Genomic DNA, 25,842 nt, shown 5'->3' on the forward strand with positions numbered 1-25,842 from the left:
GCATGCCAGCTATAATAGCGGGTCAATTTTTAGCATTTTTGTTGTCGCACCCCTGTGCGCAAATACAGTTTTTAGGATTTATCAGTGGCAAAACAAATTCAGGCAATACGTGGAATGAACGATTGTCTGCCGGGCGACACCCAAGTTTGGCAGAAAGTAGAAAACATTTTACGCGAGACGGTCGCATCGTTCGGTTATCAAGAAATTCGTTTTCCAATTGTAGAATCAACCGATCTTTTCAAACGCTCTATTGGTGAAGTAACCGATATCGTAGAAAAAGAAATGTACACTTTTGCAGATAACAATGGCGATAGCTTAACTCTTCGCCCAGAAGGTACTGCAGTTTGTGTACGTGCTGGTAACCAAAACGGATTACTGTATAACCAAGAGCAGCGCTTATGGTATATGGGTCCAATGTTTAGACATGAGCGTCCTCAAAAAGGCCGTTATCGTCAATTTCACCAATTTGGTCTAGAAACATTCGGTATTGCAACACCCGATATCGACGCAGAAGTTATCTTGCTTACTGCACAACTATGGAAACAATTTGGTATCAGTGACCATGTTCGCTTAGAACTTAACTCACTGGGTTCAAATGAAGCCCGAGCACAATACCGTGATGCGCTAATTAGCTATTTAGAACAACATGTTGACGTACTAGATGAAGATTCTAAGCGTCGTATGCACTCAAACCCATTGCGAGTGTTAGACAGCAAAAACCCTGATGTTCAAGCCATCTTAGTCGATGCACCAAAACTGTCAGAACATTTAGATGCTGAATCAAAAGAACATTTTGCAAGTTTATGTGAACGTTTAGACGCTGCAGGCGTCATATACACGGTAAATGAACGACTCGTTCGTGGTTTAGATTACTACAACCGAACTGTATTTGAGTGGGTCACTGACAGCCTAGGCGCACAAGGCACTGTTTGTGCTGGCGGCCGTTATGATGGGTTAGTTGAGCAACTAGGTGGTAAAGCATCACCTGCCGTTGGATTTGCCATGGGCCTTGAGCGATTGGTATTACTGTTACAAGCATTAGAATGTGTAGGTGACATACGCCGCAACGCTGATGTATATTTGGCAGCAATGGGTGATAAGGCTAGTATCCAAGCCCCACTAATCGCAGCTCAACTACGTGCTGATGTGCCAGGACTTAGAGTCATGGTTCACGCTGGCGGTGGTAACTTTAAAAAGCAGCTTAAACGCGCAGATAAAAGTGATGCAGTTGTGGCACTAATTATCGGTGAAGACGAATTAGAACAAGGCGTAGTGACTGTTAAATATTTACGTGAACGTAAAGAACAAGTCACCTTAGAATTAGAACAAGTTAAAACGCTTTTAGCTGAGCTAGTACAAAGCTAAAACATTAGAGGTAATAATGGATATTTATTCAACAGAAGAACAACAAGCAGAAGCAATTAAACGATTTTTCCGCGAAAATGGCGTATCACTCGCGCTAGGTATTGTTATCGGTTTAGGCGGTTTATACGGCTGGAAAGCATATAACCAGCACCAAATTACAACAGCAGAAAGTGCATCGGATGCTTACACTACATTAGTAGAAAGTGGTGAAGTATTAGGCGCAGCCGATACATTTATTGCTGAAAATAAAGACTCTAATTACAGCGTACTTGCGTCATTTGTTGCAGCAAAAGAAGCGGTAGAAAAAGGTCAACTTGACGTAGCAAGTGAGAAATTAACTTGGGTTATGTCAAATGTTGATAACGCTGACTTAAAAGCAACAGCAATTACGCGTTTAGCGCGTGTACAAGTTGCTCAAAAACAATACGATGATGCATTAGCTACATTAGACAAAACACAAAATGACGCATACAAAGCGGCTGTTGCTGAAATTAAAGGCGACATTTATTTAGCACAAGGTAACGCTGAGCAAGCACGCGTTGCTTATCAAACAGCGGCTGATGCAGGTGGCCTTGAAAACAACCCATTATTGCAAATCAAACTTGATGACTTAGCAGTAACTAGCCCAGCGGCATAAGGGGTTACCATGAAAAAGTTAACAGCGGCAAGTATTGCTTTATGTATGGCGACTCTGGTTGGTTGCTCATCAAGTGATGACGAAGAAGAACTAGTATTGCCTGAAATCGTTAATCAGTTTGAAACGAACGTTGTATGGCAAGAAAGCATTGGTGATGGGGTAGAACATTACTTTTCACGCTTAACACCAGCTATTTATAAAGATCACGTTTTTGTAGCCAGTCGTGATGGTGATATAGAAGCACTATCAGTTGAAACTGGCGATACGCTCTGGGAAACGGACGTACGTGAGAATTCTACATTTTGGCCATGGGAAAGTGATATCAGTGCCAAGTTATCTGGTGGTATACTACAAGCCTACGGTAAATTATTTGTTGGCTCAGAGCATGGGTTTTTAATTGCCCTTGATCGTGAAACCGGTGAAGTAGTATGGCGTAAAAACGTACCTGGTGAAGTACTTGCTTCTCCTGCTGCCGGTGATGGATTAATTTTTGTTAATTTAGGTTCGGGCAAACTACTTGCGCTTCATCCAGATACCGGTGAAGAGCGTTGGAGTCACGAGCAAGAAGTACCCCCATTGACACTTCGCGGTCAAAGCTCACCGACTGTGGCTAATGGCGGTGTTCTGGTTGGGCTTGAAACTGGAAAGCTAAGCGTACTTATTTCTGAAAGTGGTTATTCTGCATGGAGTGCTGAAATAGCAACGCCTAAAGGTGCATCTGAGTTTGAACGTCTTGTTGATGTTGACACTCGCCCACTTATTAGCGGCCCGTATGCCTATGCTATCGCCTATAATGGTAACTTAGCAGCGGTTGATATTCGCTCTGGTAATGTTGTGTGGAAGCGTGAATACAGCAGCTACCGTGAAATAGCGATGGACGCTTTGACTATCTACGTTGTTGATAGCGATGGTGTTGTATACGCATTAGATAAAACCTCTGGCATTGAACGCTGGAGTCAACCAGCTCTTCGTGGTTGGTATTTGACAGGGCCTGCGGTAGCAGGGAATTATTTAGCATTAGGTGACCAAGAAGGTAACTTACACTGGCTAAATAAAGAATCAGGCGAGCTTGTATCGCGCGAAGACTTCGACAGTTCAGGCTTTTTTGTTGAGCCAATTGTTGCAGACGATAAACTGATTTTATACACCCGAGATGGTGAAGTTAGTGCGGTAACCATACCTAACTAACACACTAATCTACATGTATTTTTATAAGGCTTCGCACTGCGAAGCCTTTTGTTGTTTTTTAAAGAGGTAGTTTATGCTTCCCGTGATCGCTCTAGTTGGGCGACCCAATGTGGGCAAATCCACATTATTTAACCGTTTAACACGTACTCGTGATGCACTCGTTGCCGATTTTCCAGGCTTAACACGAGATAGAAAATATGGCCAAGCTAACTATGATGGCTATGAATTTATCGTGGTAGACACGGGCGGTATTGATGGTTCTGAAGAAGGCATTGAAATCGAAATGGCCGATCAGTCGCTACTAGCGATTGAAGAAGCTGATATCGTATTGTTCTTGGTTGATGCCCGTGTGGGTATGACAGTTGCCGATCAAGCCATTGCAAATCACTTGCGCAAGCAAGAGAAGAAAAGCTTTGTTGTTGCCAATAAAACCGATGGTATTGATGCTGATTCAAATTGTGCAGAGTTTTACCAATTATCGTTAGGTGAAGTACACCATATTGCAGCAGCGCATGGCCGTGGTATTACATTACTGCTAGAACACACGTTACAGCCTGTGATCGCTCAGCTCAGTGCAGAGAACGATGATGGTGAAGACAGCGATGACGAACTCATTGACTTATACTCAGAAGAAGACGGTGAAGCAGAACAACAAGCGTTTGCTGACAAACCAGTTAAATTAGCTATCATTGGTCGTCCTAATGTAGGTAAGTCAACACTAACAAACCGCATACTCGGTGAAGAACGTGTTATTGTTTACGATATGCCAGGCACAACGCGTGACTCGGTTTATATCCCAATGACACGAAATGACAAAGAGTACATATTAATTGATACGGCAGGCGTACGTAAACGTAAAAAAGTAAGCGATGTCGTTGAAAAGTTCTCTGTGATCAAAACACTCCAAGCGATTGAAGATTCTAACGTAGTACTTGTGGTTGTTGATGCACGCGAAGGTATTTCGGATCAAGACTTAAGCTTACTTGGTTTTGCATTGAACTCTGGTCGTTCACTGGTGATAGCCGTAAATAAATGGGATGGTCTAGACACCTACGTAAAAGATCGCATCAAATCAGAGCTTGATCGTCGTTTAGGCTTTATTGATTTTGCACGTATTCATTTTATCTCAGCGTTACATGGTACGGGTGTTGGTCATTTATTTGAATCAATTGATGAAGCGTACGAGTCAGCGACTAAGCGTATCAGTACTGCCATGCTACGCCGTATCATGGATATGGCACAAGCAGACCACCAGCCGCCACTTGTTCGTGGCCGTCGTGTTAAGCTTAAATATGCCCACGCCGGTGGTTATAATCCACCACGTATCGTTATTCACGGTAACCAAGTTCACGATTTACCTGATAGCTATAAACGCTACTTGATGAACTACTACCGTAAAGCGTTAAAAATTATGGGCACGCCAATCAAAATTGAATTTAGAGAAGGCGACAACCCATTTGCTGGGCGTACAAACAAAGTAACGCTTTCGCAAAAACGTAAGATCCGCGCGTTTAGTAAAGAAAATCGTAACAAATAGTAGCGCTTTTCATACGCAATTTAAAAACCTTACTGAGTAAACTCGTAAGGTTTTTTTATGATTAAAATTAATAGTTTAGTATTTTAATTTTCGCAAATACGCTAAAACTGTGCTTTATTTATATTTAGAAGATAAATGAACATCAGTGAGCTGTATATGGAATTAATGAGCCAAGTTATCTATGTTGATGACGTTGAAGAAACTTTAGACTTTTATTACCAAGCATTTGGCTTTGTTACTTTTTCATTAAGTGAAAACGCTGAATATGGAGAGCTCTCTACTGGCAATATAAAAATAGCATTTGCCGCTCACCCCTACGCGCAAGCGCATTTTAAACAAGGGTATATTCGCGCACATCCAAAGCAACCAGCACTAGGCTTTGAACTAAGGTTTAGCTGTACAAACCTGATTGAAAGTTACGATAAAGCAGTACTTGCAGGTGCCGAGCCACTTTGTTCTCCAAGTTTTAGAGAAACGCAGCATTATGCGTATGTTAGGGCAATAGAGGGGACGTTAATTTGCCTATACCAAGCCTGAACTGTCACCCTTCATCGAAATACCATGAAAGCTTAACCAAGTAGACATATTAGAAACACCGTTTTGTCATTAACTTTAGTTAATTTATAGCCAACTAAATAAGGAGATGACAATGAACACATTACTACTGACTTTATTACTACTTAGCCCTGCTGACATCGCATTAGATAAACAGATAAAGCAACAAACCGCGCACACTTTAAAAGCACTGAACACAACTCACGAATTGCAACTAAAAGCCGAAATATCAGCGACGCTAAAAAATGCAGAGCCACTCTTTGCTATCAAGGTTAATAAACAAACCTTGGCAAAAGTACAAACAGAACAACAGCCGCTAACACAAGAGTAAGTGGCTGTTTAATTCTGTCACATCAAGCATGACACTATATGGATGAATCGCTTCGTTAATTAACCACTTTTGGCCAATAGCTTCGTTAAAATTTCGGGCACAAATTTTCGCTGAGCAGTAATTGCGTAAAACAGCTCATAAGCATCAGTTAGTCGCTGATACTGCGATAAAATTCCTTGCTCTATTTCATCTTTAATAACAACTGGCGGAAGTACCGAAAAAGCACCACTGTCGCGTACAAGTAAACGTAACATGGCCATATCATCTGCTTCGGCTTTAATTTCAGGCTTGTATTGCCACTGCGCACACAGTGCATTAAATGAGTCTCTAATTGCTGATGTTTTACTAGGCAGTACCCATTGCGCATTTTCATAACCAACGGGAAAGTCATTCATTACTTTTTTATTAGCAGGTCCAACAATCGCTAATGGTTGGCGTGACACAAGTTGACTTTGCCACAGCTGATCGTAATGCTCTGTTCCAACGGGTTTGTTAGTTAACACAAGATCTAACTCATGCTCTGCTAAGCCATTCAATAAACCATCCATACGTCGTGCTGTGAGCGAAAAACTAATGTCAGGATCATTCAACAATGGATTTATAAACTCTTCAATAAAGTTACGCGAAAGCGTATTGAGCACGCCAATCGACAAATGCTGCTTCTGCGCAATGACTCCCTTCGTTAAAAAAGAAGATAATTCTTCGCCTGTATTAAAGATATCGTTTGCGTATGTCAAAACACGCTTGCCCATGTCCGTTAAATTTAGGCTACGCCCTTTTCGCTCAAATAAACTGACATCCATAGTTTGCTCGAGCTGTTTTATTTGGCTGGATAAGGCTGATTGAGATACGTGTAGTTCTTTTGCAACGTGGGTTAAATTGCCCTGTAACGCTACGCGCCAGAAATAATATAAATGATGGTAATTAAGACGGCTCATATATAGTTAACTAAAACAGAACGATTGATTAGATTATATCTATTTTTCTTTGATTTACAACTTTGCCATACTGGCTCCATTATTAAAAGGAGTCGACAATGAATGAATTAATCATGTCATTATTGGTTTTAACAATCCCCGTTAGCCTAATGATGACAGCGTATAAAGTAGGCGTCAAAACTCAATCAAACGATGGGAAACATCTATTTTATTTGCTCATTGCCAATGCGGCCTTACTAGCAACTGTTGCTGTAGCGCACACTGTATTCTCATTTACCCCCCATTCATTTTTATCTTTATCGCCCACACGGCTTATTATGCTTGCGCTGATTGTGTTTATAGGGACAAGCCTGGTCAAATTCTGTCAAAATTACATGGCAGGAGAGCCCCGCATTAATTATTTTTGGCGCTGGCTACTCACCACATTGTCTGCAGTAACCTTGGTGGTGATCAGTAATCATTTAGTGTTGCTTTGGCTCGGCTGGGTATGTATTAGCTTGGCATTGCATCAACTCCTTATGTTTTACCCAAACAGACCCCGTGCAGCCCTCGCGGCGCACAAAAAGTTCATTGTGGCTCGTGTAGCCGAAACCAGCTTACTGCTGGCCTTCGTTTTACTTTATAACGTTCATAACACGTGGTTTATTAGTGATTTGAGCCTTGCCTATACTAACAACAGCGGCCCGCTTAGCATAAGTGAACAACTTGCAGGCGTGCTCATTGCGATTGCTGCACTAATAAAATGTGCTCAGTTGCCTCTGCATGGTTGGCTTATACAAGTAGTAGAAGCTCCAACGCCGGTGAGTGCATTACTGCACGCTGGGGTTATAAACCTTGGCGGTTTTTTACTGATTTTATTTGCCCCTTTGTTTATGCAAGCGACAGTCGCACAGTGGTTGGTATTAGTTGTTGCAGGTTTAACCACAGTTATCAGTGCGCTAGTAATGACAACACGAGTCAGTGTTAAAGTAAGGATGGCTTGGTCTACCAGCGCGCAAATGGGGTTAATGTTATTAGAATGCGCGCTAGGGCTATTCGAATTAGCCTTGCTCCACTTAGTCACCCACTCTATGTACAAGGCCTATGCTTTTTTAAACGCAGGCAATGCGATAAATGAAGATATAAAGCGCCGTCATGCTCCTGAACACGTACCCACTACTGCAAATTGGTTACTGGGTTTTAGTGTGTCTTCAGTGCTTGTTGGTTTAGCTTGGTATCTCAGTGGGTACAGTGGTGCTGTAAGTATTTGGTTATTATTAACGTGTGCTTTGACAATGCTCATCGCAACAAAGCATGGCACTACAAATGGCTCAGTCATCATCTCCACGATTATGGCAGCTGTGATAGCAACACTTAGCTATATAAGTTTAAAAGCCGTTTTCACTCTAGCTATCGGTACCACTGTTTGGCGAGAAGCTGCTTTCAGCTCAGCTGATAACTGGGCTACCCTGCTTATTGTTGTGTTAGTCGGGTTAAGCTATCTACTAAAAAATCAAAGTCAACATCCTAAAGTAAAAGCCCTCTCAGCCCTGTTATTTGCAGGGTTATATTTGGATGAATGGTTTACCCGCCTCACATTAAAAATTTGGCCTATTCGCTTGCCAGTTAATGCGCGCACAAATACTAAAAATCACACTAAAATAGTGACGATACTGGAGTCAAAATCATGAACGCAGCAATCGCACAATGCGAAAAAAATACGCTCAGCCCTAAACACAAAGACATATTAAACACAGTATGTGGCTATATTGCACCTAGTTGGCCGTTAGACCAAATGATTGCCGTAAACCCATTTTGGCAAATGCGTACTATGCCGATAGAGCACGTTGCTGCACGCATTGGCACCCTTAGCAATGCCAAGCTACAAATGCCCAAAGCGTATTACCAAGAAAAATATAAACAGCATACTATTACCGGTAAACATCTGCAGGATGCCGCCTTTGTACTTGGCGTCGATATGACCATTGAGCAGCTCAAAGACTCTCTTAATATTGAATTGCCAGTTAAGCATTGGCATAACATTTCAGATTTGCTTGATACCCAACGAGACCCTCATAAAATGGCTTGGCATGATGAAATCATTCAGCAAATTAGTCAGTTTTGTGCAGCCCATTATCAGCAACTTGGCCCCATGCTGCATCGCAATGATGTGTCGCAGGTTGCCGACCTTTACGCTCATTGGCTAAAAGTAATCAAAGCTGACAAGGGTGTGAGCATTATTATGGATGAAAAACACCTTAACCATTATTTTGCTAAGCTGCCAGACACAGCAGATGAATTAATTGCCATGGCGATTGATTGCTTAGGAATAAGCGAAGATATCTTAGAATATTATGCGCACTCACTGTTACTGGATATTAATGGATGGGCATCATGGCTTGCTTATCTTCGCTGGCAAGGAGATTTGTATCAACAGCCTCATGAGGAAATGCATCAGCTGCTTGCAATTCGCATGGCCTGGGACGTAGTTATTTGGCAATACATTGAGCAACATGACTCCAAAAGCTTTCAATTACTGCGTTCACAATGGCAACACGAAAAAGCTGAACTATTTGAGCGTTTCAATAACCATAAAATAGCTCAACAACCAGGTTGGGTGTGGGCTAAGGCACACGAACTAAGTTATCAGCAAACGTTAAATGAAACTCTACTTAATGCAAGTAAAGCCACACCTGCCAAAGCGCAGCTTCAAGCCGTATTTTGTATCGATGTACGCTCCGAGGTCATGCGTCGTGCGCTAGAGTCACAAAGTCAAACAATTGAAACCTTTGGCTTTGCCGGTTTTTTTGGCTTACCTATTGAGTATCAAGCTAATGCAAGCGCGCTAAAACGTCCGCAATTGCCCGGTTTATTAAAACCGATCATTCAAGTCAGCGAGCAAAAAGGCAGCCATAAAATAACGGCAGAGCGCAGCTTAACTGCCGCATGGCAAAATTGGTCTAAAGCCGCTCCGTCAGCGTTTTCGATGGTTGAATCAATGGGTTGGCTCTATGCACTCAAGCTTTTAAAAAATACCTTTTTAGCAAACAATACGTCAAACCACCACTGTCATGATACTCAATGGCAATTGAGCAAAGATAACATTCAGCTCAATACAGAAGACAAAACTGAGCTGGCTTACACCGTGCTTAATGCAATGGGACTTACTGAGTATGCAGAAAAAATACTATTGGTAGGACACGGCAGCCACAGCACCAATAACTTACATGCTGCAGGCCTTGATTGCGGCGCATGTGGCGGGCAGACCGGGGAAGTAAATGTGCGAGTATTAGCATCCTTACTTAATGAGCCTGATGTACGTAAGCAACTACAAAACCGTGGTATATCACTGCCTGATGATTGCCAATTTGTAGCCGCTTTGCACAATACTACAACTGATGAAATCACCCTTTTTGATTCATCACTCAATCCAACCATGTCGCAATGGCTGCGAACAGCCACTAAACAAGCTCAACAAGAGCGTTTGCAGCACATCGACCCACGTTTAGCGAATGCGTCACACAATCAAATTAATCAAGCTTACCAAAAACGGGCGAACGATTGGTCACAAGTGCGCCCTGAATGGGGACTTGCAAATAACGCTGCATTTATTGTGGCACCGCGTAACTGGACCCGCGACGTTGACTTAAAAGGGCGCTGCTTTTTACATGATTACCAATGGCAACACGATACTGAGTTTGCTCTTTTAGAGTTAATTATGACAGCTCCGATGATTGTAACAAACTGGATCAACACCCAGTATAACGCCTCCGTGACTGATAACTATAAGTACGGCAGTGGCAATAAAGTGCTACATAATGCGGTAGGCGGTAATATAGGTGTATTTGAAGGCAATGGTGGCGACTTACGTATAGGACTCGCTATACAATCGCTTCACAATGGCAAGCAATGGATGCACGAGCCCTTACGCCTGAGTATATATATTGCCGCACCACGTGATGCAATCTTTGCGATATATCAAAAGCACTGCATGATTAAAAACCTCGTAGATAATGATTGGTTAACTCTACTGCGCTGGGGAGACAACAATGAAATTGAACGCTTGTACAAAAACGCATGGCATAGCCAAATAGCAAAAGCCGAATAACCATGCACCTGTGTTAGCCCCGCAGGCTATAACGCAAGCGAGACAGACACTTTTGCTTCTCAAAATTGGTGAGCAAGTAACCACTAAAACAGTGGAAAACGAGTGCTCAATTTAAAATCAGCACTGGATATTAACCTTGCCTAATGCTTTGGAAAAAGTGCTAAATCGAACCCAATTGCAGGCGCGATTTAATCATCATAAGCCGCTCATAGGACAGTTCATGCCAGACTTAAGGGCAATGAACAGCCCACAAAGATAAGCTATAATTGTCAACACCGCGAAAGACTTAGCATAGCGGCTTAACGCCACATGCCCTGGTGTGATACAGCAAACTTTGTAATTTAAAAGGCACTCCCGGGGAGAATATGTACGTAATGTTCACTCCCAACCAAACAAGTTAAAGAGTATATAAATCACAGAAAACACGCCGAAGGGCCCCCAGGTATTGTCAACTCTGTAACCCTTAAAGTTATCCATATACACTGATAATTTAGCCTAAACGCTGGTTAATTTAGTTATCAGCCAGCGCTTTTTCAATCAAAGGCACTAGAGGCGCTGGCAATGTAATGTTGCCGGCTAGTACAAATTCATGTGCCTGTGGTGACATTTTTTGCCACGTGCGCTGTAAAATCCCGATCCACTTTTGCTCATCATAGTCAGGCTTGGTTGCTGCAAATGCCAACATGTAGTGCTCTATAAACACAAGACTTGCAATATCTTCAACCAGTTGGCTGTCTGGGTTGCGTTTTATTTGTTGTTTAGCCACTGCTGCATAAACACGGTCTTGCTGTTGCTGTGAGAAGCCCGCTTGCTGCATTAACTTAACAACCGTACTGGCATGAAAAGTATAAAGCGCACTGCGCCATTGGTGATAACCTTGCTTATTCATAGGAAAATCACTGCGTGGCGATTTCCAGCGCTCAATATGCTGGGCACGCACTGCAACATGCATTAATTGATCGCTATTTGGCGCAAAGCGATCTAGCATATTGGTCATATGCTCTGAATATAACCGCTCCTTTGGCCACATCTCGTGTGCATACTGCTCTTTATTTGGATCGTGGCTATTTGCCTCATCAATTAACTGTATTACTTGCTTAAACATACTAACAATACCGCTCTCAATATTTATTTAACCTGATTTTAAATGGGTATATCCCATTATAGTCAGTTAAATTGACTCAGATCGCTGGCTAATGAGACCTTTGGCTTTTCAATCATGCGTGCAATCTCTTTACCGTCATCCAGCACAATCATTGTTGGGGTGTATTTTAAATTGTATTGCTGTGCAATACCTTGTGGGTCACGCTTGTCGTATCCTACGCCAACCAAGGTTAAACTTTTAAGTGCCACCTCAGACTGCGAAATAAGCTTTAGCAATCTAGGCACCTCGCGTTCGCTATCGTGGCACCAGGTTCCAAACAGAACCACAATATCTTTACCATCAAGCTGTTGAATTTTTGCAAGTTCATCATTAGAAGGAGTAAACACAGTAAACTCCTTATTAAACTTTGCATAATCAGCCAATAAACGTGTAGTTGAAATTTCGCCCACAAAAGGGCCTTTATCTGCCATGGCTAAAGGTGCAACGAACAGTGCAAGCACCAATAGAAATTGTTTAAACATATTATGTTCCTTTATTATTGTTGTAATACGTTGTGCTCTGTACGATGCTGCTCTTTTTGCAGGTACATGCGCTTATCCGCTTGTGATAAACACTTCGAAGGCGTGTCTTGCTCAGCACTATTACAAATACCATAACTAATGCCTGCTTGCGCCCACTTTTCGTGAATTTTGTCAGGCAATATATCCAATAGCTTTTGCGTGCTCTCTAACTTACTCGTTAATTGCTCAAAGCGAAGTAAAGGTAGCAACATAACAAATTCATCGCCGCCTGTTCTAAAAATACTGCCATGAGCGGCAAATGTCTCTAGTAAATATTTAGCCACGAAAGTGATAAGCTTATCGCCTTCGCCATGACCTAGGTTGTCATTTATTTTTTTAAGACCATCAATATCTAAATAAACCACCACATAGTGTGGCCCTAATTTTGAGATCCCCTCATTCAATGCATAGCGATTGCCTAACTTTGTCAGTGGATCTAAGCGCGATAAGTAAAAGTTACGGTTATATTCTGATTGTTTTATCTTAAACCATTCAGTGAGAGAGAGCATAATACATATGCAATCAATGGCCAATGCAGACACAACTAACGACTCAGCATAGTCAAGCTCACCAAAAACGTCACTATGAGATAGCATGTAATAAATAAGCGACAACCCATAAAGCACGTTACCAAATAAAAAGTACTTCGCTCTAAAGTCTTTTAATTTGAGCATATAAACGCCAATAACAATCGTCACGCTTATCCAAAGCATTGCAAATATATGTGAAACAGCAAAAGCAAATGAGAAAGAAGTAAACGCAATCACACCTGTGGCGACTGCACTGGCAATAGTTAGCCAATGTAAAAACTTATACGTTTTGCGATGGTTGTCCTTACATTCAAATAAATCAGCCACAAACTGGGCGGCAAAAGCGACGGCTAATGGGAAAATATACATTCCTAAATAAACAGTATTGAAGGAGAGATTAAGCAAATCATCAATTAATCCTGATGCCGCCGCCCATCCAATCCCATGAAAGCCTAAGTAGCCAGCACATGTTATCGCAATACGATTACGAGTACCAAAGTAAATAAATGATGTTAATAAAGCTAAAAGTAACATGGCAAAAATAGCCGCAACCGACAATACATTATTAACAGTTTGAAAACGGTAAAACGATTCACTATTTAATAATTTAATAGACACAGGGGATGGGTATTTTTGTGCTGAAATCACCACCCAAAGCTCCCCTTTTTCACCTTTATTCATAGAAAGGCTAAATGCTTGAAAGTGCAGTAATTGCGGTGTTTTATTATCTGCTAACTGAGAAAATTCTTGTGTAATAACGATTGAATCGATGGGGTTAAAATAATAGCCAAGTCCTTGGTCAATAAAATTAGTTTTGGGCACTATAAACCATCGCTCGGTGCTGTTAGCAACGACAGTTAACTTGGTAACAAAACGCCCAGACTTACCAATAATTGAATCAACAGCTTGCTGTTTATTGTACCAATTATCCAACACATCAATATTATGTGGGTCAAACTTATCAGGCAGCCGTTTCCACAGATTATTGTCATTAATGACCAACGCAGTATCGCTATTAAGAGTAACTGTTTCAGCGCATACTCGGAGGGGAAAAATAACAACAAATAGAAAAACGACACTAAAAATAATGTTTATTGTTGTTCTCAAAATAACTCCATCCAAAAGGCATGATTTTAATATCGTACAAAGCGATGCATGAGCACTAATCAAGTGGATAAAATGCGCCAATACGTTACCTATATCCAAGCCATCTAACGATACGATTGTCAGTTGGAATTAAAAGGGATAGCCAATGCGGCAAAATAACGCCTTAATATTAAATCCCTGTGAAACGCCAAAATTTGCATCATGAGGTGTTTTAGGTACATATTAACTTATTCAACATAAGTACTGCTAATATTAATATAGTATTAAACTTGCATAAGTACCTAAATGACTTGAAATAAAATACGTTGGATTGCGCGTAATCAAATTTTGTATTATTACTTTTTAAATATCCAATACAGGCCTTGAGTAGCGGTAGTGGGAAACGCTGTTTCATGACTTGCACCTAGAATAACGTTAAGCCTTACCTGAATATGCGGCAATAGCGGATCAGATAATTTCAACTTTAACTGTTTGGCGCCTAAAACCATATCGTGATCTGGCGAGTCAAATTCAGGCGTTTCATACTCTCCCACACCAATGTACACTTTATGAGAGCGCAGGCTTGGCGTAATTTTAACATTCAATATATCGTTATTTTTGTACCAAGTTGAAGGACTGCCCAACACATAATTATCAAACATAGTTGGATCAGTAAAAAGAATATACGCCCCAAATAACCCACCAAGAGAATTACCAACAAAAGTACGCGAACCACTCACTCTGTAGTGCTTGTTAAGATAGCCAAAAACAGATTTTTTAATGAACTGAGCATGCGCTTGGGCTTTACCTGTTTCTAGTTTCCAATTAGGGGCTACCTGATGAGTATAGTCGCGCACTCGGCTTGATGGACCTCGTGATCCTTTTGAATATGAAATACCCACAATTATGGCTTCGTCCATTTTTGCACTGTTCATCGCAAAGCGGGTAGCGCCAGACACAACTTGAAAGCTGTACATCGCATCCGTTAAATAAATAACTGGATAAGCTTTATTACTGTTTGCTGCATAAGACCGCGGTAATTTAACGAAAAGAGGATAAATACGGCCAGAAAGAGGGTCTTTAATTTCGACGATATTACTGCGGGGGATTTCAAATTTATTCTCTGCAGTAGTAGCAAACGCACATAGTAAAAAAACAATGATAAAAATAGGCTTCACAGGCATATAATTCTTTAATTATAAAAGTTCTGCTAGTCTATTAAGTCAGTTTCAAATAAACAATACCTATCACCAATACAGCAACGATATAAAACAAAAATTGTCTGCCGGCACGTTGGTGCTTTAATGCATTTTCACGCACTGTAGTATCGGTTACCTGTTTTAGCAACTTATTGCCCTTGGCTGAAACAAACACTATCGGGACTTTAAGAAAGCGAGGAGCACCTAGCTGCTGCCATATCTGCGGCTCACGAGTTTTAACTGATTGATAATAAGTATATTCAGCCATCACTGAGCGTAACATAAGGGCTGCCCAAACAGTTACTAACGTAACTAAAATTACCACTTCCAAAGCCTGTACTCCTTAAGGTTACAACTAGAGAAAAATGCCACATAACAAGTATTAATAAACTTAGCACATCCAAAAAAGCCCCGCTATGTAACATTCTAAAAATAACTAACGACCTCTCTTTACCTACAAAAAGAGCGACTCAATTGTCGCTCTAAGGATTACTTAATCATAGTCTGAAGAGTACGTTTCTTCATAGGTATGAGAATAAAGTTCAAATAGGTTGCCGAATGGGTCTTCTAGATACACCATTTTTGCAGGTCTATTGTCATCTTCAGGGTGATATCGCATGACATCCATTCTAACTTTGCCACCAAACTCCTCTGTCTTTTTCATTACACCTTCAAAATCGTCAGTTTGTAAGCAAAAATGAAAAATCCCCAACCGTGAAAAGTCAACATGATGGCGTTGATCTCGCTCTTTCATTTCAAACAACTCAACGCCGATACCATCTGTTGTTACTAAGTGTGCAATGTTAAACCCTTTAAAACCTTCACCAAAAACAGCAATGCACATTCTGCCAATGGCGGTTTCTCGTTCTTCTTGCACCTTGGTATTATTCATGATTATGCGTAAACCAAGCACCTCAGTGTAAAACTCAACCGCCTTGTCCATATCACCAACCATTAGGCCTACATGATTCATTTTCATCGCTTTCTCCTACAAAAGTTTGCTTAACTATGAAATCAGTAACACCAGTGTAGAGCAGAATATTGATTAAATTAAATTATCAAATATAATCACTTTAATAACTTAAAATTATGGTAAAACATGCTAAACCCTATTTGGTTAAATACGTTTGTAACCTTAATTAACACTGGGCACTTTACTAAAACAGCTGAAAAGCTATTTATGACTCAGCCAGGTGTGAGCCAACAGGTAAGTAAGCTTGAGCAAGCATGTGGCTTTACACTGATAAAAAGAGATAAAAAAAGTTTCGATTTAACTGAGCAAGGTCGCCTAGTTTATGATTATGCTACCACCCTGAAAAAGAACGAGCAGACACTCCTTGAAGCATTAGCATTTGATAACCCACATGCTGGAAACTGCACCATTGCCTGTTCAGGCTCAATGGCGCTTTTACTGTATCCTGCTTTGTTAGATTTACAAATGAGTCACCCTTCACTTATTATCAAGCTAATAGCAGCGCCAAATCACCAAATTTTAAATGACATTCAAAAAAGTAACATAGACTTGGGCATTGTCACCGACGTACCCAATATGCGTGAGTTTGATATAAATAAGCTCGCAAATGAAGAGTTATGTTTAGTGCTACCTAAAAATATCGCACCAACTGGCACATTAGCAGAAACACTTATAAATCAGGGCTTAGTCGATCATCCAGATGCCAAGCATTACCTATCGATGTACTTCGAGCAGTGCCAGGAGCCTAGCCTAAAAAAATTAGTTCCCACAGATATTCCCGTTGTCAGCTACATTAATCAGCTCAGTCAAATTCTTTCACCTGTCGCTAAAGGCTTAGGTTTTACTGTATTACCAAAAAACGCGCTTGAGAATTTTGCTCAAAAAGAACTGCTCACAGTTATTAAACCGCCAACCCCGGTTATTGAAACGCTTTATACCGTGAAAAAGAAAAACAGAACGTTGCCTGAACGCTATAAAGCGCTCATAAACGTGATACATAAACTAACGGGTGGTTAGCGTATAAAAGGGTGTCACTTAAAAGTCAGAGTTTAAAGGTTTGTCCACTGTTGTTTTAAGCCAATTAAATGAACTACGCCCAAACTTAGGCATATTAGCGAACTCCAAACCCAAAAATCAGGCGAGCGCCCTAATGGGTTATTAATGAATAAGAACCCGGCAACGCCTCGTGCTAAATAAACAAATGTAATAAGCATCAAAACTGGGCGCACAAATGGCAATTTAAATATAAGTCCAGCGGCAGAAAAAGCAAACAACGACCATGTTAAGAGCACTAATGCTATTGCAGATGTTATTAATGTAGGCTCAATGCTACCCTGCTCTGCACGTATTGCCATATATTCGCCAGCACCAAAAAAACGATATCAAGTAGCACCAAAGTAAATACAACCCAAATGTAACACAGCAGCAAGTGCACTTAATGCGCCCGCAATAATCAGCCAAATATTCATATATACTTCCATGCCAGCAGTTAACTTTTCTGACTTCATTACACATAACTTCATAAACAAAATCAACACACTAATTGGACTGGAGGTTATTCAAGTAAATAAACTCCCCATATTTAAAAAAACTAAACTTACTAAAGGTGCTCTTTAGCTTAAAAGACATTCATGTTCGAAATAAGTCAAATCAGCACTATTTATGATCTGTTTTGCCATTCTTGAACATAATGACTTATATTATTCAGTAAAATAGTCTATCTTATTGAAAGATAAATTTAGGAAATAAATTACCAGCAAAATGTTCTCAAAAGTTGTAATAATTTGCCTTACATTAAGTTCATTTTTGTCATTTGCCTTAGTGAGCGAACTTAAAACCGATACCTGTAAGAAAAATTTATCACAGTGTATTGCTGATCTATCAGCCACTTTAACGCACACGCCTGCTGCGACACACCTTTGGTTCCATCAAAAACTCACATTAATGGATTTGCTATTTAAAGCCCAAGAATATAACCGCTTGCATAAAGAAGTAGACGACTTGCTGACTCTGCCTTCATTGCCTAAGCGGGTTGAAATACACAGTTATATGTACAAAGTAAAACTTGCAAGCCAAGATGAAGAGGCAGATTTAAGTGAATATATTGAAAGTGTCGATGCCGCATTTTCAAACATGGCACAATGGGATGCGCAAAGTATTATTGATTACGCCACCTTTCAACTGTATACCGGTGATTATAAAAAAGGCTCATCACTGCTGTTAGAACTGGAAACCAAGTTTAACAATCACCCTAATAGCCATATAAAAAAACAAATTTATACAATATTAGGTTACCTAGCCCATAAACAAAATGATTTAGACGCTACACTCACTTATTTACAAATAGCATTAGAAAATGCAAAAAAAGATGATGATATTCATTACTTAGTTATGGCGCATTATAATATAGCGCGCGCACTGCATTTTATGGGCCGTTTAGATGAAGCATTACCGTTATTTCAAGATGTCATCTTACAAGCAAAAGCGATAAATGAAGCGTCATACCAAAGCTTAACAAATTTACGTATTGCTCAAATCGCTATAAAGAAGAAGCTGCCCGACACAGCCAAATCAGCAATCGTTAATATTGAGACCAAACACCTACTGACCCATGATCTCGCCCTTTACAATAAACTGAAACTACAGCTCTAAACTATGTAGCTTAATCGGCATTTCATTTTTTAAAAGCTGCAAGGTAATTCATTTGCTGCTCCAGCAAACAATGGTCAACCCATGTAAGCTGATGCTTTTTGGAACCATCTACAACTTCAATGCGCTCATGAGCGTACGGTGCTCGCTTGCAAACAAATGAGTAAAGCTAAAATGAACAAGCTGTTAGGAACCCTAATTAATCAATATGTAGGGTATTTTGCGTCACATAGTATTCGCTTGATAAGACTGATTAACAACTTCTGGCAATATGTTATTATTTCGGTGAAACCCCACTATGCGATTTACTTTTAATTGCTCACTTCTCACAAACTCTATAAATCGCTTACTATAACTGGGCAGTATTTTAGCGATGGTATTATCAAAAGCGACTTCCAAAAAGTCAGTTTGAAATATGATCCCATCTTGCTCAAAAAAGGCAAAGCTTTGACGCTTTGACCGTGTATTTTCTAAAACGTAAAAACGTACACCATCAATAACTTGTTCATTGGAGAGCGTTTTAAAATTGAATTTTTTTATTACCTCAGAAAAACGGGGAAAGGCTTTTATAGCACTAACAGTATAAGCGTCCGCATAAATTACCGCGCCCTGCTCAACATAAGGTAATAAACCTGAAATATGGTCACTGTAGGGGTGAGTAACATAGACCGCTGTAATGTTTTTCGCTGGGAAACGCTGTTTAATAGCATCGATTACGTGTTTCGATGATTTAGTATTTCTTGACACACCGAACACTGTAATATCGTTATTATTTATTTTCAATAGGGTGTTTCTAGTTGCTAAATCATCGGTGACTAAGTAGAGATCATTGGCTATCGCTTTAACCGTGAGGTCTAACTTTTTGCTTGAAGCAGCTTTAAAGTAGCCAGCGGGTAGCATTAACTTTCCTGTATCTATTTGCTCTATTTCTTCAAATTTTTCAATTCGAGTAATAAAACTAGGATTGACGTCCCCATTATATTTCTTGATAAGCGAATGAGCAAAATAGAAACCATTGTTATATCTGTAGTCGTCATAAAGATAAATGCGCTTTCTACTTTTATTGGTGATTGACACTAAACGCAAAGGCTCAATATTAAATATATATTCCATTGTGCTTTTTTCAGATGGGCGGTGAATTAACGTCACTGTATTGGCTTTATCATCCTGATGATATGCTATTTTTTCATCAGTATTCACTTCATTTATTAACGGCCTAACTGCCATAAAATCTAAATTCATCAACGTGAGATTCTTATACCGTTTAAAGCTATTCAAGCTTTGTTCAATTGCACTTTTCCCTAAAGAAATCCCATTGCGTTCGTAACGTAAGCTTTCTTCATCATTTTGAAAGTGCACTTCATCAAAATACTGGCCTCCAGTAAAATTATGAACAACATTTTGATAGTAATGCTGTTTTTTAGTATCAATCTCGGTGATTTTAAAAGCCTTATAGCGTGTAGGCGCTTGAAAATCCCATGACTGATAAGGATCACTTCGTCCTAAATAACTATGAGTTAATGAAAAGGTTTCAATAGAAGATGTACTTTGATAGTGAGTCTTAATTAAGCTGATAAATGATTTAGCCTCATTGGCATAGGTACTGAGAGTAAAGCTGCTAAGAGCCACTATCGAAAGAAGTGATTTAAAATAAACCCTCAAAATAAATTCCTTTTTATAGGTTAAGTGAGATACCCCACAAAACTTCCTGATAAAAATAGTAAATGCATTAAGCGGTTTATCCGCTAAATGCTTATATTTTAATTACGACTCTACTTAACAGTAGAGAGAATAAGGCTATCAATTTCGTTATTTACAGCACCAATGCTGCTGTTATTTAATATCACATAGCCAAAGTTTAAGTCGGTGACAGAGCGTGATAGCGAAACCCAACCCCGATTAAACCCAGCAAAGCCGAGACTATTGTTTTCTGCGTCCACGACATAGCTCATACTCCAACGTCCATTAGTGTTCGGAGCTGGCTTTATCATCTGATCAATAAGCTTTTCTGACAACAATGTTAAACCGTTATAATGACCCTCTTTGTTGCGTAATACAGCCATATTAAAGCGTGCTAAATCTCTGGGGGTAGTTTGCAAACCTGCCGCAGCTTTTTCGTTGAAGTACACCATACCCGTTATTCTGCCAGTATTATCATAAGGTGTTGCCGACTTATTCATTACCTTTTCAGTAATATTAAAAGTAGAATCCTGCATATTTAGTGGGCCGAATACATATTTCTGCATGTAGTCATCAAATGTCATGCCGGATACATCTTCAATTAGCAGCTGCACCACTGAATACCCACCACCAGAATAAGACCACTTTGTATCTGGCGCATGAATAAGTTCAACGGGTCCAGCATTATTGTTATCACCTTTTAGTGAATCAACAATAGAGGATAACTTTTCACGAGAGTCCCACCCTGAATAGGGTCCCAGCGACAAACCTGAAGTGTGAGATAGGACATTTCTTAACGTTACTTTTTGTACGTCAAACTCAGCGTTAGGAATCTGCCAGCGTTTAAGATATTGATTAATTGGCGCATCTAAATCGACTTTATCTTGGGCGACTAACTGCATTACCCCCCACGCAGTCACCAACTTAGAAATCGAACCTACATTAAACATTGTACGTTGAGTTATTTGTGTTTTCGTTGCTACATCTGCAAAGCCATAGGAACGAAACCCAACGAGTCCATTACCATTGACAAGCGCAATTGCAACACCCGGTGCTTTGTGTTTATCTAAAATTTTGGGAACGGCATTGTCCAAACGCGCTGTAAGCTCAGACACGTCAGTAATTTCTTCGGCAGTAACAAACTTGGCTAAAACAAGCGCCGATATTACTAAAATAGATTTAATCATAACTTTCCTTGTGGTTAAAACCCTTACAAAAAATGCTTAGGTTGTTGAATAGTCTATTTACCTTGAATTTCAGTATTAACTTTTTGGTTTAGGTTAAAATCTTTACCTAAAGAATCACAACAAATTGATTCTGTTGCAGTACAGCGTACTTATGTCGTTATGCCGAACTGACTATCCCTTTGCACCACTAAACGCAAGCAACTGTAGAATAAGATGGATAGTCGATGGGTGTAAAAGATTGAATGGTTATAAGGCTCTGGTTTTACCACTGTCTCGTTTACTCACGAACAATGTAATTAAAAAACCATCTAATTATCTAAGGTATAGCCGAGCAAACGTAAATCACTCACACAAAAGGAAAAATTTTACCCCATTCATTTATTGACAGTCTCTAGCTAGCCATTTTAGATAAAAATATAAAAAAGCCACCAATCAAAGTTAGAGCAACGATCACTACTATAGTGAGTGTTTTTGACTGTAACATTGATTCAATCAAACCTACTTCTGTTTGCATCTTTATTAATTCCTTTGGATCTACGCTATCTCTTGGCCTTGACTTATTTGTACCTGATTTCATTGGCAACTTTGCGTAAACGCTTTTTAATTAAAAGCTGATCACAATAAACAGAAAAAAAGCTACCAACCAAGAAAGAGGCTAGCAGTAACACCCAATATAGCGGCGACTGAACTCCTGAAGCCAAAAGAAATAAATTAAACGGTATAACAAAAAACAAAAATCCTAATACTTTTATAAATTCTCTGAACAGTTGACTACTAGAGTTTGCTTCACCGATAAATGATTGAAGTGTTTGTTCTCGCGTATCACACAAATTAGGAAATGTCTTTTTTAACCATTTTGAATAATTCAATTTTCTATCCTTAACTAATTAGTAAACCTAACAAACTTTTAGATTAACTCGTCTTAACTTTATTTCTATTGATACATCAAAAATAGCCGAGTTCCTATTTCGGGTCAATTGTTCAATTTAATTTCACGAAAAATATAACAAGAGGATATGCTGTTTTTTAGAGGGGGCTTCTAATGGTTGAGTGACGTGTTTTGATGGCAAGGCCCATAGTTAGTTAAAACTACATAAAAATTACTCTGCAACAAAAGCTTACTATAGCAGCCTTGTAATAAACCGTTTCATGTTTTGGAACAGAAAAACAAAATTTTATGTTTTGGTCGATAAACTATGCCGATTTATTCAACAGTCATAATTCTGTAATCTAACTAAAGGATAATTTCTATTCAATTTAACTAATACCAATCCGCAATAATACTTAATTAAGCGAATTGGTATAACGACTAAAAGACGACTGAATTAAATGAACACCGCTCATGTGAGATTGAACTTCGCATTACAATCTCTTGAAGATCCATTGTCGGCTGCAATGGCCCACACATCTGAATTCGATAGCTTGCATTTAGTTGCTAATGATCAGCACGAGATAAACCTTGTCTGCGCTTTACCAGATGACGCCCATGAGAATGATATTATTTCAGTTAATGTCACCCATTTGCTTGCAAGAAATGCCCGTTACACAGCAGCGCACACCGTTACTCAACAAGACCTTGAAGCAGGTGAAGTCAATTTAGTGTTATCTAAAATAGATGTGCCTGAAGGCAGCAATGAGTTTGTGATGCAGTTAATGCTGCATGGTTTACATGCAACATTGAAAGACAGTGCCCAGTTTGATGTTGTGATCTCCCCGCACGAAAAAGGCTACGTTGAGCAGCTACCTGCGACAGCTAACATACCTAAAAACCACTCGATTCGCCATTTTTTTGCTAGTTGTAGCAGTGCGTTATTATCTATTTTTTAGCACTGGTAAACGAGGACTAATCAGCAAAACTAACTTTGCCCATTGTCACATTGGGAATACCTTGTGCTGTATTACCAAAACGCATCTGCCCCCCGCTGAGACATTCATTCGCTAGAATGGCAAATAAAACGGCTTCTTTCGCGTCAGGGTTAATACCCAGTGCTTGCGTATTTTGAATCGCCGTTAACTGAGGGCATAAAGATAGAATATGTTCCATCAACAATGGGTTGTGAACCCCACCTCCACTGGCATATACACTCACACTATCTAGAGCTGCACTACTAAGGTTAATTGCATCGGCAATTACCTGCGCTGAAAAGCGTGTTAAAGTGGCCATTACATCGCTGTGTTTCAGCTCTGTTGTATTAGATAAGGCCTGTGCACGTGCTAAATATTGCATGTTGAAAACTTCAGGGCCGGTTGTTTTTGGAAAAGGCTGTTGAAAAAACAAGTCATCACACAGCGCATTTAATAATGCTTGGTTTATCTGTCCTTGGCGCGCTATTTTACTGTCAACATCGTAGCTCAGTGGCTTAAAATACTGCTGAATATAAGCATCCATAATGGTATTCCCAGGGCCTATATCTGAGCTAAATACGGCACGTGCATCTGCGGATTTCGGAAGATAGGTTAAATTAGCAATGCCTCCCATATTAAGCAAAATGCGATTTTCATCACGGCTGGTAAAAAACAAGTAATCACCATAAACAGCAAGCGGAGCACCCTCTCCCCCTGCAGCAATATGTTTTTGACGAAAATCCCCCACAGTGGTGATACCTGTAGTGACGGCTATATGATCGCTATCCCCGATTTGTAGCGTGCCATGACCAAAACTGTCTTGCCCATGTTGGCTTTTAGGGCAGTGATAAATTGTTTGACCATGACTGGCGATCACATCGATAGAATCAGCTGCCACGTCCCACTTTGAAAGGCACTGGTTTACCATAGTGCCATGTAACTGACCAATCCATGGGTGCAATAAAGTTATCTGCTCTAGGTCGCATTCACGTTTGGCAAATACCGTTTTAATTTTTTGTTTATAGTCGTCATCATAAGGCACTGTATCAAACGCTAACAATGCTATTTTAGTGTTCATACCATGGTTTGAAATTTTGCACAGTGCCACGTCAAGGCCATCCAACGAAGTGCCACTCATTAGGCCAATAATAAGCTTATGCGATTTATTCGCGCTTTCATAAAGCTTAGCAATGTGTGGGTGCATGTCGGTTACCTTTTAATAATTGAATAAACTTACCGAACGTCATACTAATAGTAAAAATAATTACTGCAATAAATAAAATTGCTTAAAAGGGATACCTATCATTGTTATTTTAGTGTTTTAGCCTAAGCTAGCATTAGGTCGAGTTTTTTCCACGATACCAAACGTAAAATAGTTTGTAACAATGGCAGTATTCACATGACCCCCTTTAAAGCGCACACTGCCCTGTGCGCTTTTAATTATAGTTGCCGATTGCACGCCCTAATTACTTGGTTAGACTACAAGGATGTGTTGTTGTGACTTTTTTATCCTTTATCTTCACCAGCGTTAAGTAAACACCCACAGCACTTATACCCAGACCTAAAATAGCAGGTACAGTGATTGCTTCGCCAAACATAATCCAAGCCCATAGTGTTGTTACGGGTGGCGTTAAATAAATAAGACTCGACACCCGCGTTGCAGAACTTTTTGATAAGATCTGCCAATAAAGTCCGTAAGCGCCAAGAGTAGAAAATAGTACGAACCAAGCAACTGCATAAGCAAAGTTAAGGCTAATTTCGGGTACTATACCGCCATTAAAGTAGGCAAGTGGCATAAACAACACACTGGTGATTAAGCACTGTATAGTAAGCGATGGCAATAGTGTCACTTTACTCGGTCTCGCCTTCGCTACAAAGGTTGCAACAACAATGCATACCATACTAAGTAAGGCCAAAGCGTAAGCAAGTAACGGCGAATCATTTAACCCACCAACCACAGTGACTGCGACACCAATAAACCCTAAGCATAAACCTACCCACTGTTTAAAAACAACCTTCTCAGACAACACAATACCAGCGAGAGCAGCGGTGACTATAGGCTGTAAAGAGGCAATTAACGCTGCGGTTCCTGGAGAAACGCCCATATCAATTGCTGCGATGATTGTTGCTAGATAACCAAACATAGCAAAGCCACCAATTACACATTGCTGTATTAAATCCCGTGTAGTTAGTTTTGCTAAAACCTTTAGTGTAAAGGGGAGCAAAATGACGGAGGTGATTAAAAACCGCCAAAACAAAACGGTAAAAATGGAACCAGTATTAGACGCCAACGTCCCTCCGATAAAGCCAGAACTCCATGCGGCGACTAAGCCTATTTCTAATACCGGTATTGATTTCAACTTATTAAACACATTCACCCCAAAAGTAAA

Annotated in this window: 23 protein-coding genes and 1 pseudogene; 11 read left to right on the forward strand and 13 right to left on the reverse strand. The window is 40.0% G+C overall.

All coding sequences use genetic code 11. The features are described 5' to 3' along the window. The first annotated feature begins 84 nt into the window (after nt 1-84). From hisS to CSC79_RS00765, 6 genes are all read left to right on the forward strand, one after another. Nucleotides 85-1,365, forward strand: a complete 1,281-nt coding sequence (gene hisS, locus CSC79_RS00740) for a histidine--tRNA ligase (RefSeq protein WP_099292962.1) — start codon at nt 85-87, stop codon at nt 1,363-1,365. A gap of 16 nt (nt 1,366-1,381) precedes the next feature. Continuing rightward, entirely contained in the window at nt 1,382-2,002 is a 621-nt protein-coding gene (locus tag CSC79_RS00745) for a tetratricopeptide repeat protein (RefSeq protein ID WP_099292964.1), read from the forward strand. Nucleotides 2,003-2,011: 9 nt separating this feature from the next. Beyond that, the gene (gene bamB / locus CSC79_RS00750; RefSeq protein WP_099292966.1) at nt 2,012-3,190 is read left to right on the forward strand and encodes an outer membrane protein assembly factor BamB; all 1,179 of its coding nucleotides are present in this window, start codon (nt 2,012-2,014) and stop codon (nt 3,188-3,190) included. 73 nt (nt 3,191-3,263) lie between these two features. Beyond that, nucleotides 3,264-4,727, forward strand: coding sequence for a ribosome biogenesis GTPase Der (der, locus tag CSC79_RS00755; protein ID WP_099292968.1), 1,464 nt, complete (start codon nt 3,264-3,266; stop codon nt 4,725-4,727). A gap of 156 nt (nt 4,728-4,883) precedes the next feature. Next, nucleotides 4,884-5,264: a VOC family protein gene (locus tag CSC79_RS00760; protein WP_099293551.1), complete on the forward strand. Its 381-nt coding sequence runs from the start codon at nt 4,884-4,886 to the stop codon at nt 5,262-5,264. A 112-nt stretch (nt 5,265-5,376) separates the two neighbouring features. Further along, on the forward strand, nt 5,377-5,613 hold the full coding sequence (locus CSC79_RS00765; protein ID WP_099292970.1) for a hypothetical protein: 237 nt from the start codon (nt 5,377-5,379) through the stop codon (nt 5,611-5,613). Nucleotides 5,614-5,672: 59 nt separating this feature from the next. On the opposite strand, the gene CSC79_RS00770 is transcribed toward CSC79_RS00765, so the two are convergent. Then, nucleotides 5,673-6,551: a LysR family transcriptional regulator gene (locus tag CSC79_RS00770; RefSeq protein WP_099292972.1), complete on the reverse strand. Its 879-nt coding sequence runs from the start codon at nt 6,549-6,551 to the stop codon at nt 5,673-5,675. A 98-nt stretch (nt 6,552-6,649) separates the two neighbouring features. On the opposite strand from CSC79_RS00770, the gene CSC79_RS00775 reads away from it, so the two are divergent. After that, nucleotides 6,650-8,221 carry an NADH-quinone oxidoreductase subunit L gene (locus CSC79_RS00775; RefSeq protein ID WP_099292974.1) on the forward strand — a complete coding sequence of 524 codons (1,572 nt, stop codon included), beginning with the start codon at nt 6,650-6,652 and terminating at the stop codon, nt 8,219-8,221. After that, on the forward strand, nt 8,218-10,638 hold the full coding sequence (locus CSC79_RS00780; protein WP_099292976.1) for a DUF2309 domain-containing protein: 2,421 nt from the start codon (nt 8,218-8,220) through the stop codon (nt 10,636-10,638). The genes CSC79_RS00775 and CSC79_RS00780 overlap by 4 nt, the downstream gene beginning before the upstream one ends. A gap of 511 nt (nt 10,639-11,149) precedes the next feature. On the opposite strand, the gene CSC79_RS00785 is transcribed toward CSC79_RS00780, so the two are convergent. The 6 genes from CSC79_RS00785 to CSC79_RS00810 form a co-directional block, all read right to left on the reverse strand. Beyond that, on the reverse strand, nt 11,150-11,743 hold the full coding sequence (locus tag CSC79_RS00785; RefSeq protein WP_099292978.1) for a DUF4202 domain-containing protein: 594 nt from the start codon (nt 11,741-11,743) through the stop codon (nt 11,150-11,152). Between the two features lie 62 nt (nt 11,744-11,805). Further along, nucleotides 11,806-12,264: a thioredoxin gene (locus CSC79_RS00790; RefSeq protein ID WP_099292980.1), complete on the reverse strand. Its 459-nt coding sequence runs from the start codon at nt 12,262-12,264 to the stop codon at nt 11,806-11,808. Nucleotides 12,265-12,278: 14 nt separating this feature from the next. Next, nucleotides 12,279-13,940 carry a diguanylate cyclase gene (locus CSC79_RS00795; protein ID WP_099292982.1) on the reverse strand — a complete coding sequence of 554 codons (1,662 nt, stop codon included), beginning with the start codon at nt 13,938-13,940 and terminating at the stop codon, nt 12,279-12,281. A gap of 335 nt (nt 13,941-14,275) precedes the next feature. Beyond that, entirely contained in the window at nt 14,276-15,103 is an 828-nt protein-coding gene (locus CSC79_RS00800) for an alpha/beta hydrolase-fold protein (protein ID WP_099292984.1), read from the reverse strand. A 34-nt stretch (nt 15,104-15,137) separates the two neighbouring features. Then, nucleotides 15,138-15,449, reverse strand: coding sequence for a hypothetical protein (locus CSC79_RS00805; protein ID WP_099292986.1), 312 nt, complete (start codon nt 15,447-15,449; stop codon nt 15,138-15,140). Between the two features lie 162 nt (nt 15,450-15,611). Further along, nucleotides 15,612-16,097, reverse strand: coding sequence for a VOC family protein (locus CSC79_RS00810; protein ID WP_099292988.1), 486 nt, complete (start codon nt 16,095-16,097; stop codon nt 15,612-15,614). A gap of 120 nt (nt 16,098-16,217) precedes the next feature. Here CSC79_RS00810 and CSC79_RS00815 point away from each other — a divergent pair, with 120 nt between their 5' ends. Further along, the gene (locus CSC79_RS00815; RefSeq protein WP_099292990.1) at nt 16,218-17,108 is read left to right on the forward strand and encodes a LysR family transcriptional regulator; all 891 of its coding nucleotides are present in this window, start codon (nt 16,218-16,220) and stop codon (nt 17,106-17,108) included. 32 nt (nt 17,109-17,140) lie between these two features. Here CSC79_RS00815 and CSC79_RS00820 read toward each other — a convergent pair. After that, nucleotides 17,141-17,560 (reverse strand): annotated as a pseudogene (locus CSC79_RS00820) (hypothetical protein). 337 nt (nt 17,561-17,897) lie between these two features. Between CSC79_RS00820 and CSC79_RS00825 the strand changes: the two are divergent. Beyond that, a complete protein-coding gene (locus tag CSC79_RS00825) occupies nt 17,898-18,743 on the forward strand; it encodes a tetratricopeptide repeat protein (RefSeq protein WP_143483805.1) in 846 nt (281 codons plus the stop codon). A gap of 222 nt (nt 18,744-18,965) precedes the next feature. Here CSC79_RS00825 and CSC79_RS00830 read toward each other — a convergent pair whose 3' ends face one another. From CSC79_RS00830 to CSC79_RS00845, 3 genes are all read right to left on the reverse strand, one after another. Next, on the reverse strand, nt 18,966-20,402 hold the full coding sequence (locus CSC79_RS00830) for an MBL fold metallo-hydrolase (protein WP_143483806.1): 1,437 nt from the start codon (nt 20,400-20,402) through the stop codon (nt 18,966-18,968). A gap of 110 nt (nt 20,403-20,512) precedes the next feature. Further along, nucleotides 20,513-21,607: a serine hydrolase domain-containing protein gene (locus CSC79_RS00835; protein ID WP_099292996.1), complete on the reverse strand. Its 1,095-nt coding sequence runs from the start codon at nt 21,605-21,607 to the stop codon at nt 20,513-20,515. Nucleotides 21,608-22,164: 557 nt separating this feature from the next. Beyond that, complete coding sequence (locus CSC79_RS00845) at nt 22,165-22,476, reverse strand: hypothetical protein (RefSeq protein ID WP_099293000.1); 312 nt, start codon at nt 22,474-22,476, stop codon at nt 22,165-22,167. A 460-nt stretch (nt 22,477-22,936) separates the two neighbouring features. Here CSC79_RS00845 and CSC79_RS00850 point away from each other — a divergent pair, with 460 nt between their 5' ends. After that, complete coding sequence (locus CSC79_RS00850; RefSeq protein WP_099293002.1) at nt 22,937-23,434, forward strand: hypothetical protein; 498 nt, start codon at nt 22,937-22,939, stop codon at nt 23,432-23,434. A gap of 16 nt (nt 23,435-23,450) precedes the next feature. Here CSC79_RS00850 and CSC79_RS00855 read toward each other — a convergent pair whose 3' ends face one another. Both CSC79_RS00855 and CSC79_RS00860 read right to left on the reverse strand, forming a co-directional pair. Continuing rightward, nucleotides 23,451-24,656 carry an anhydro-N-acetylmuramic acid kinase gene (locus tag CSC79_RS00855; protein ID WP_099293004.1) on the reverse strand — a complete coding sequence of 402 codons (1,206 nt, stop codon included), beginning with the start codon at nt 24,654-24,656 and terminating at the stop codon, nt 23,451-23,453. A 262-nt stretch (nt 24,657-24,918) separates the two neighbouring features. Continuing rightward, a complete protein-coding gene (locus CSC79_RS00860) occupies nt 24,919-25,824 on the reverse strand; it encodes a DMT family transporter (RefSeq protein ID WP_180270363.1) in 906 nt (301 codons plus the stop codon). Nucleotides 25,825-25,842 lie beyond the last annotated feature (18 nt).

The organism is Pseudoalteromonas sp. 3D05 (assembly GCF_002723455.1).
Classification (GTDB): domain Bacteria; phylum Pseudomonadota; class Gammaproteobacteria; order Enterobacterales; family Alteromonadaceae; genus Pseudoalteromonas.

Bases quoted from the DNA above. Each gene is read 5' to 3' on its own strand.
- CSC79_RS00745 (WP_099292964.1), top strand. From the start codon at position 1,382: ATGGATATTTATTCAACAGAAGAACAACAAGCAGAAGCAATTAAACGA.
- bamB (WP_099292966.1), top strand. From the start codon at position 2,012: ATGAAAAAGTTAACAGCGGCAAGTATTGCTTTATGTATGGCGACTCTG.
- der (WP_099292968.1), top strand. From the start codon at position 3,264: ATGCTTCCCGTGATCGCTCTAGTTGGGCGACCCAATGTGGGCAAATCC.
- CSC79_RS00760 (WP_099293551.1), top strand. From the start codon at position 4,884: ATGGAATTAATGAGCCAAGTTATCTATGTTGATGACGTTGAAGAAACT.
- CSC79_RS00765 (WP_099292970.1), top strand. From the start codon at position 5,377: ATGAACACATTACTACTGACTTTATTACTACTTAGCCCTGCTGACATC.
- CSC79_RS00770 (WP_099292972.1), bottom strand. From the start codon at position 6,551: ATGAGCCGTCTTAATTACCATCATTTATATTATTTCTGGCGCGTAGCG.
- CSC79_RS00775 (WP_099292974.1), top strand. From the start codon at position 6,650: ATGAATGAATTAATCATGTCATTATTGGTTTTAACAATCCCCGTTAGC.
- CSC79_RS00780 (WP_099292976.1), top strand. From the start codon at position 8,218: ATGAACGCAGCAATCGCACAATGCGAAAAAAATACGCTCAGCCCTAAA.
- CSC79_RS00785 (WP_099292978.1), bottom strand. From the start codon at position 11,743: ATGTTTAAGCAAGTAATACAGTTAATTGATGAGGCAAATAGCCACGAT.
- CSC79_RS00790 (WP_099292980.1), bottom strand. From the start codon at position 12,264: ATGTTTAAACAATTTCTATTGGTGCTTGCACTGTTCGTTGCACCTTTA.
- CSC79_RS00800 (WP_099292984.1), bottom strand. From the start codon at position 15,103: ATGCCTGTGAAGCCTATTTTTATCATTGTTTTTTTACTATGTGCGTTT.
- CSC79_RS00810 (WP_099292988.1), bottom strand. From the start codon at position 16,097: ATGAAAATGAATCATGTAGGCCTAATGGTTGGTGATATGGACAAGGCG.
- CSC79_RS00815 (WP_099292990.1), top strand. From the start codon at position 16,218: ATGCTAAACCCTATTTGGTTAAATACGTTTGTAACCTTAATTAACACT.
- CSC79_RS00835 (WP_099292996.1), bottom strand. From the start codon at position 21,607: ATGATTAAATCTATTTTAGTAATATCGGCGCTTGTTTTAGCCAAGTTT.
- CSC79_RS00850 (WP_099293002.1), top strand. From the start codon at position 22,937: ATGAACACCGCTCATGTGAGATTGAACTTCGCATTACAATCTCTTGAA.
- CSC79_RS00855 (WP_099293004.1), bottom strand. From the start codon at position 24,656: ATGCACCCACACATTGCTAAGCTTTATGAAAGCGCGAATAAATCGCAT.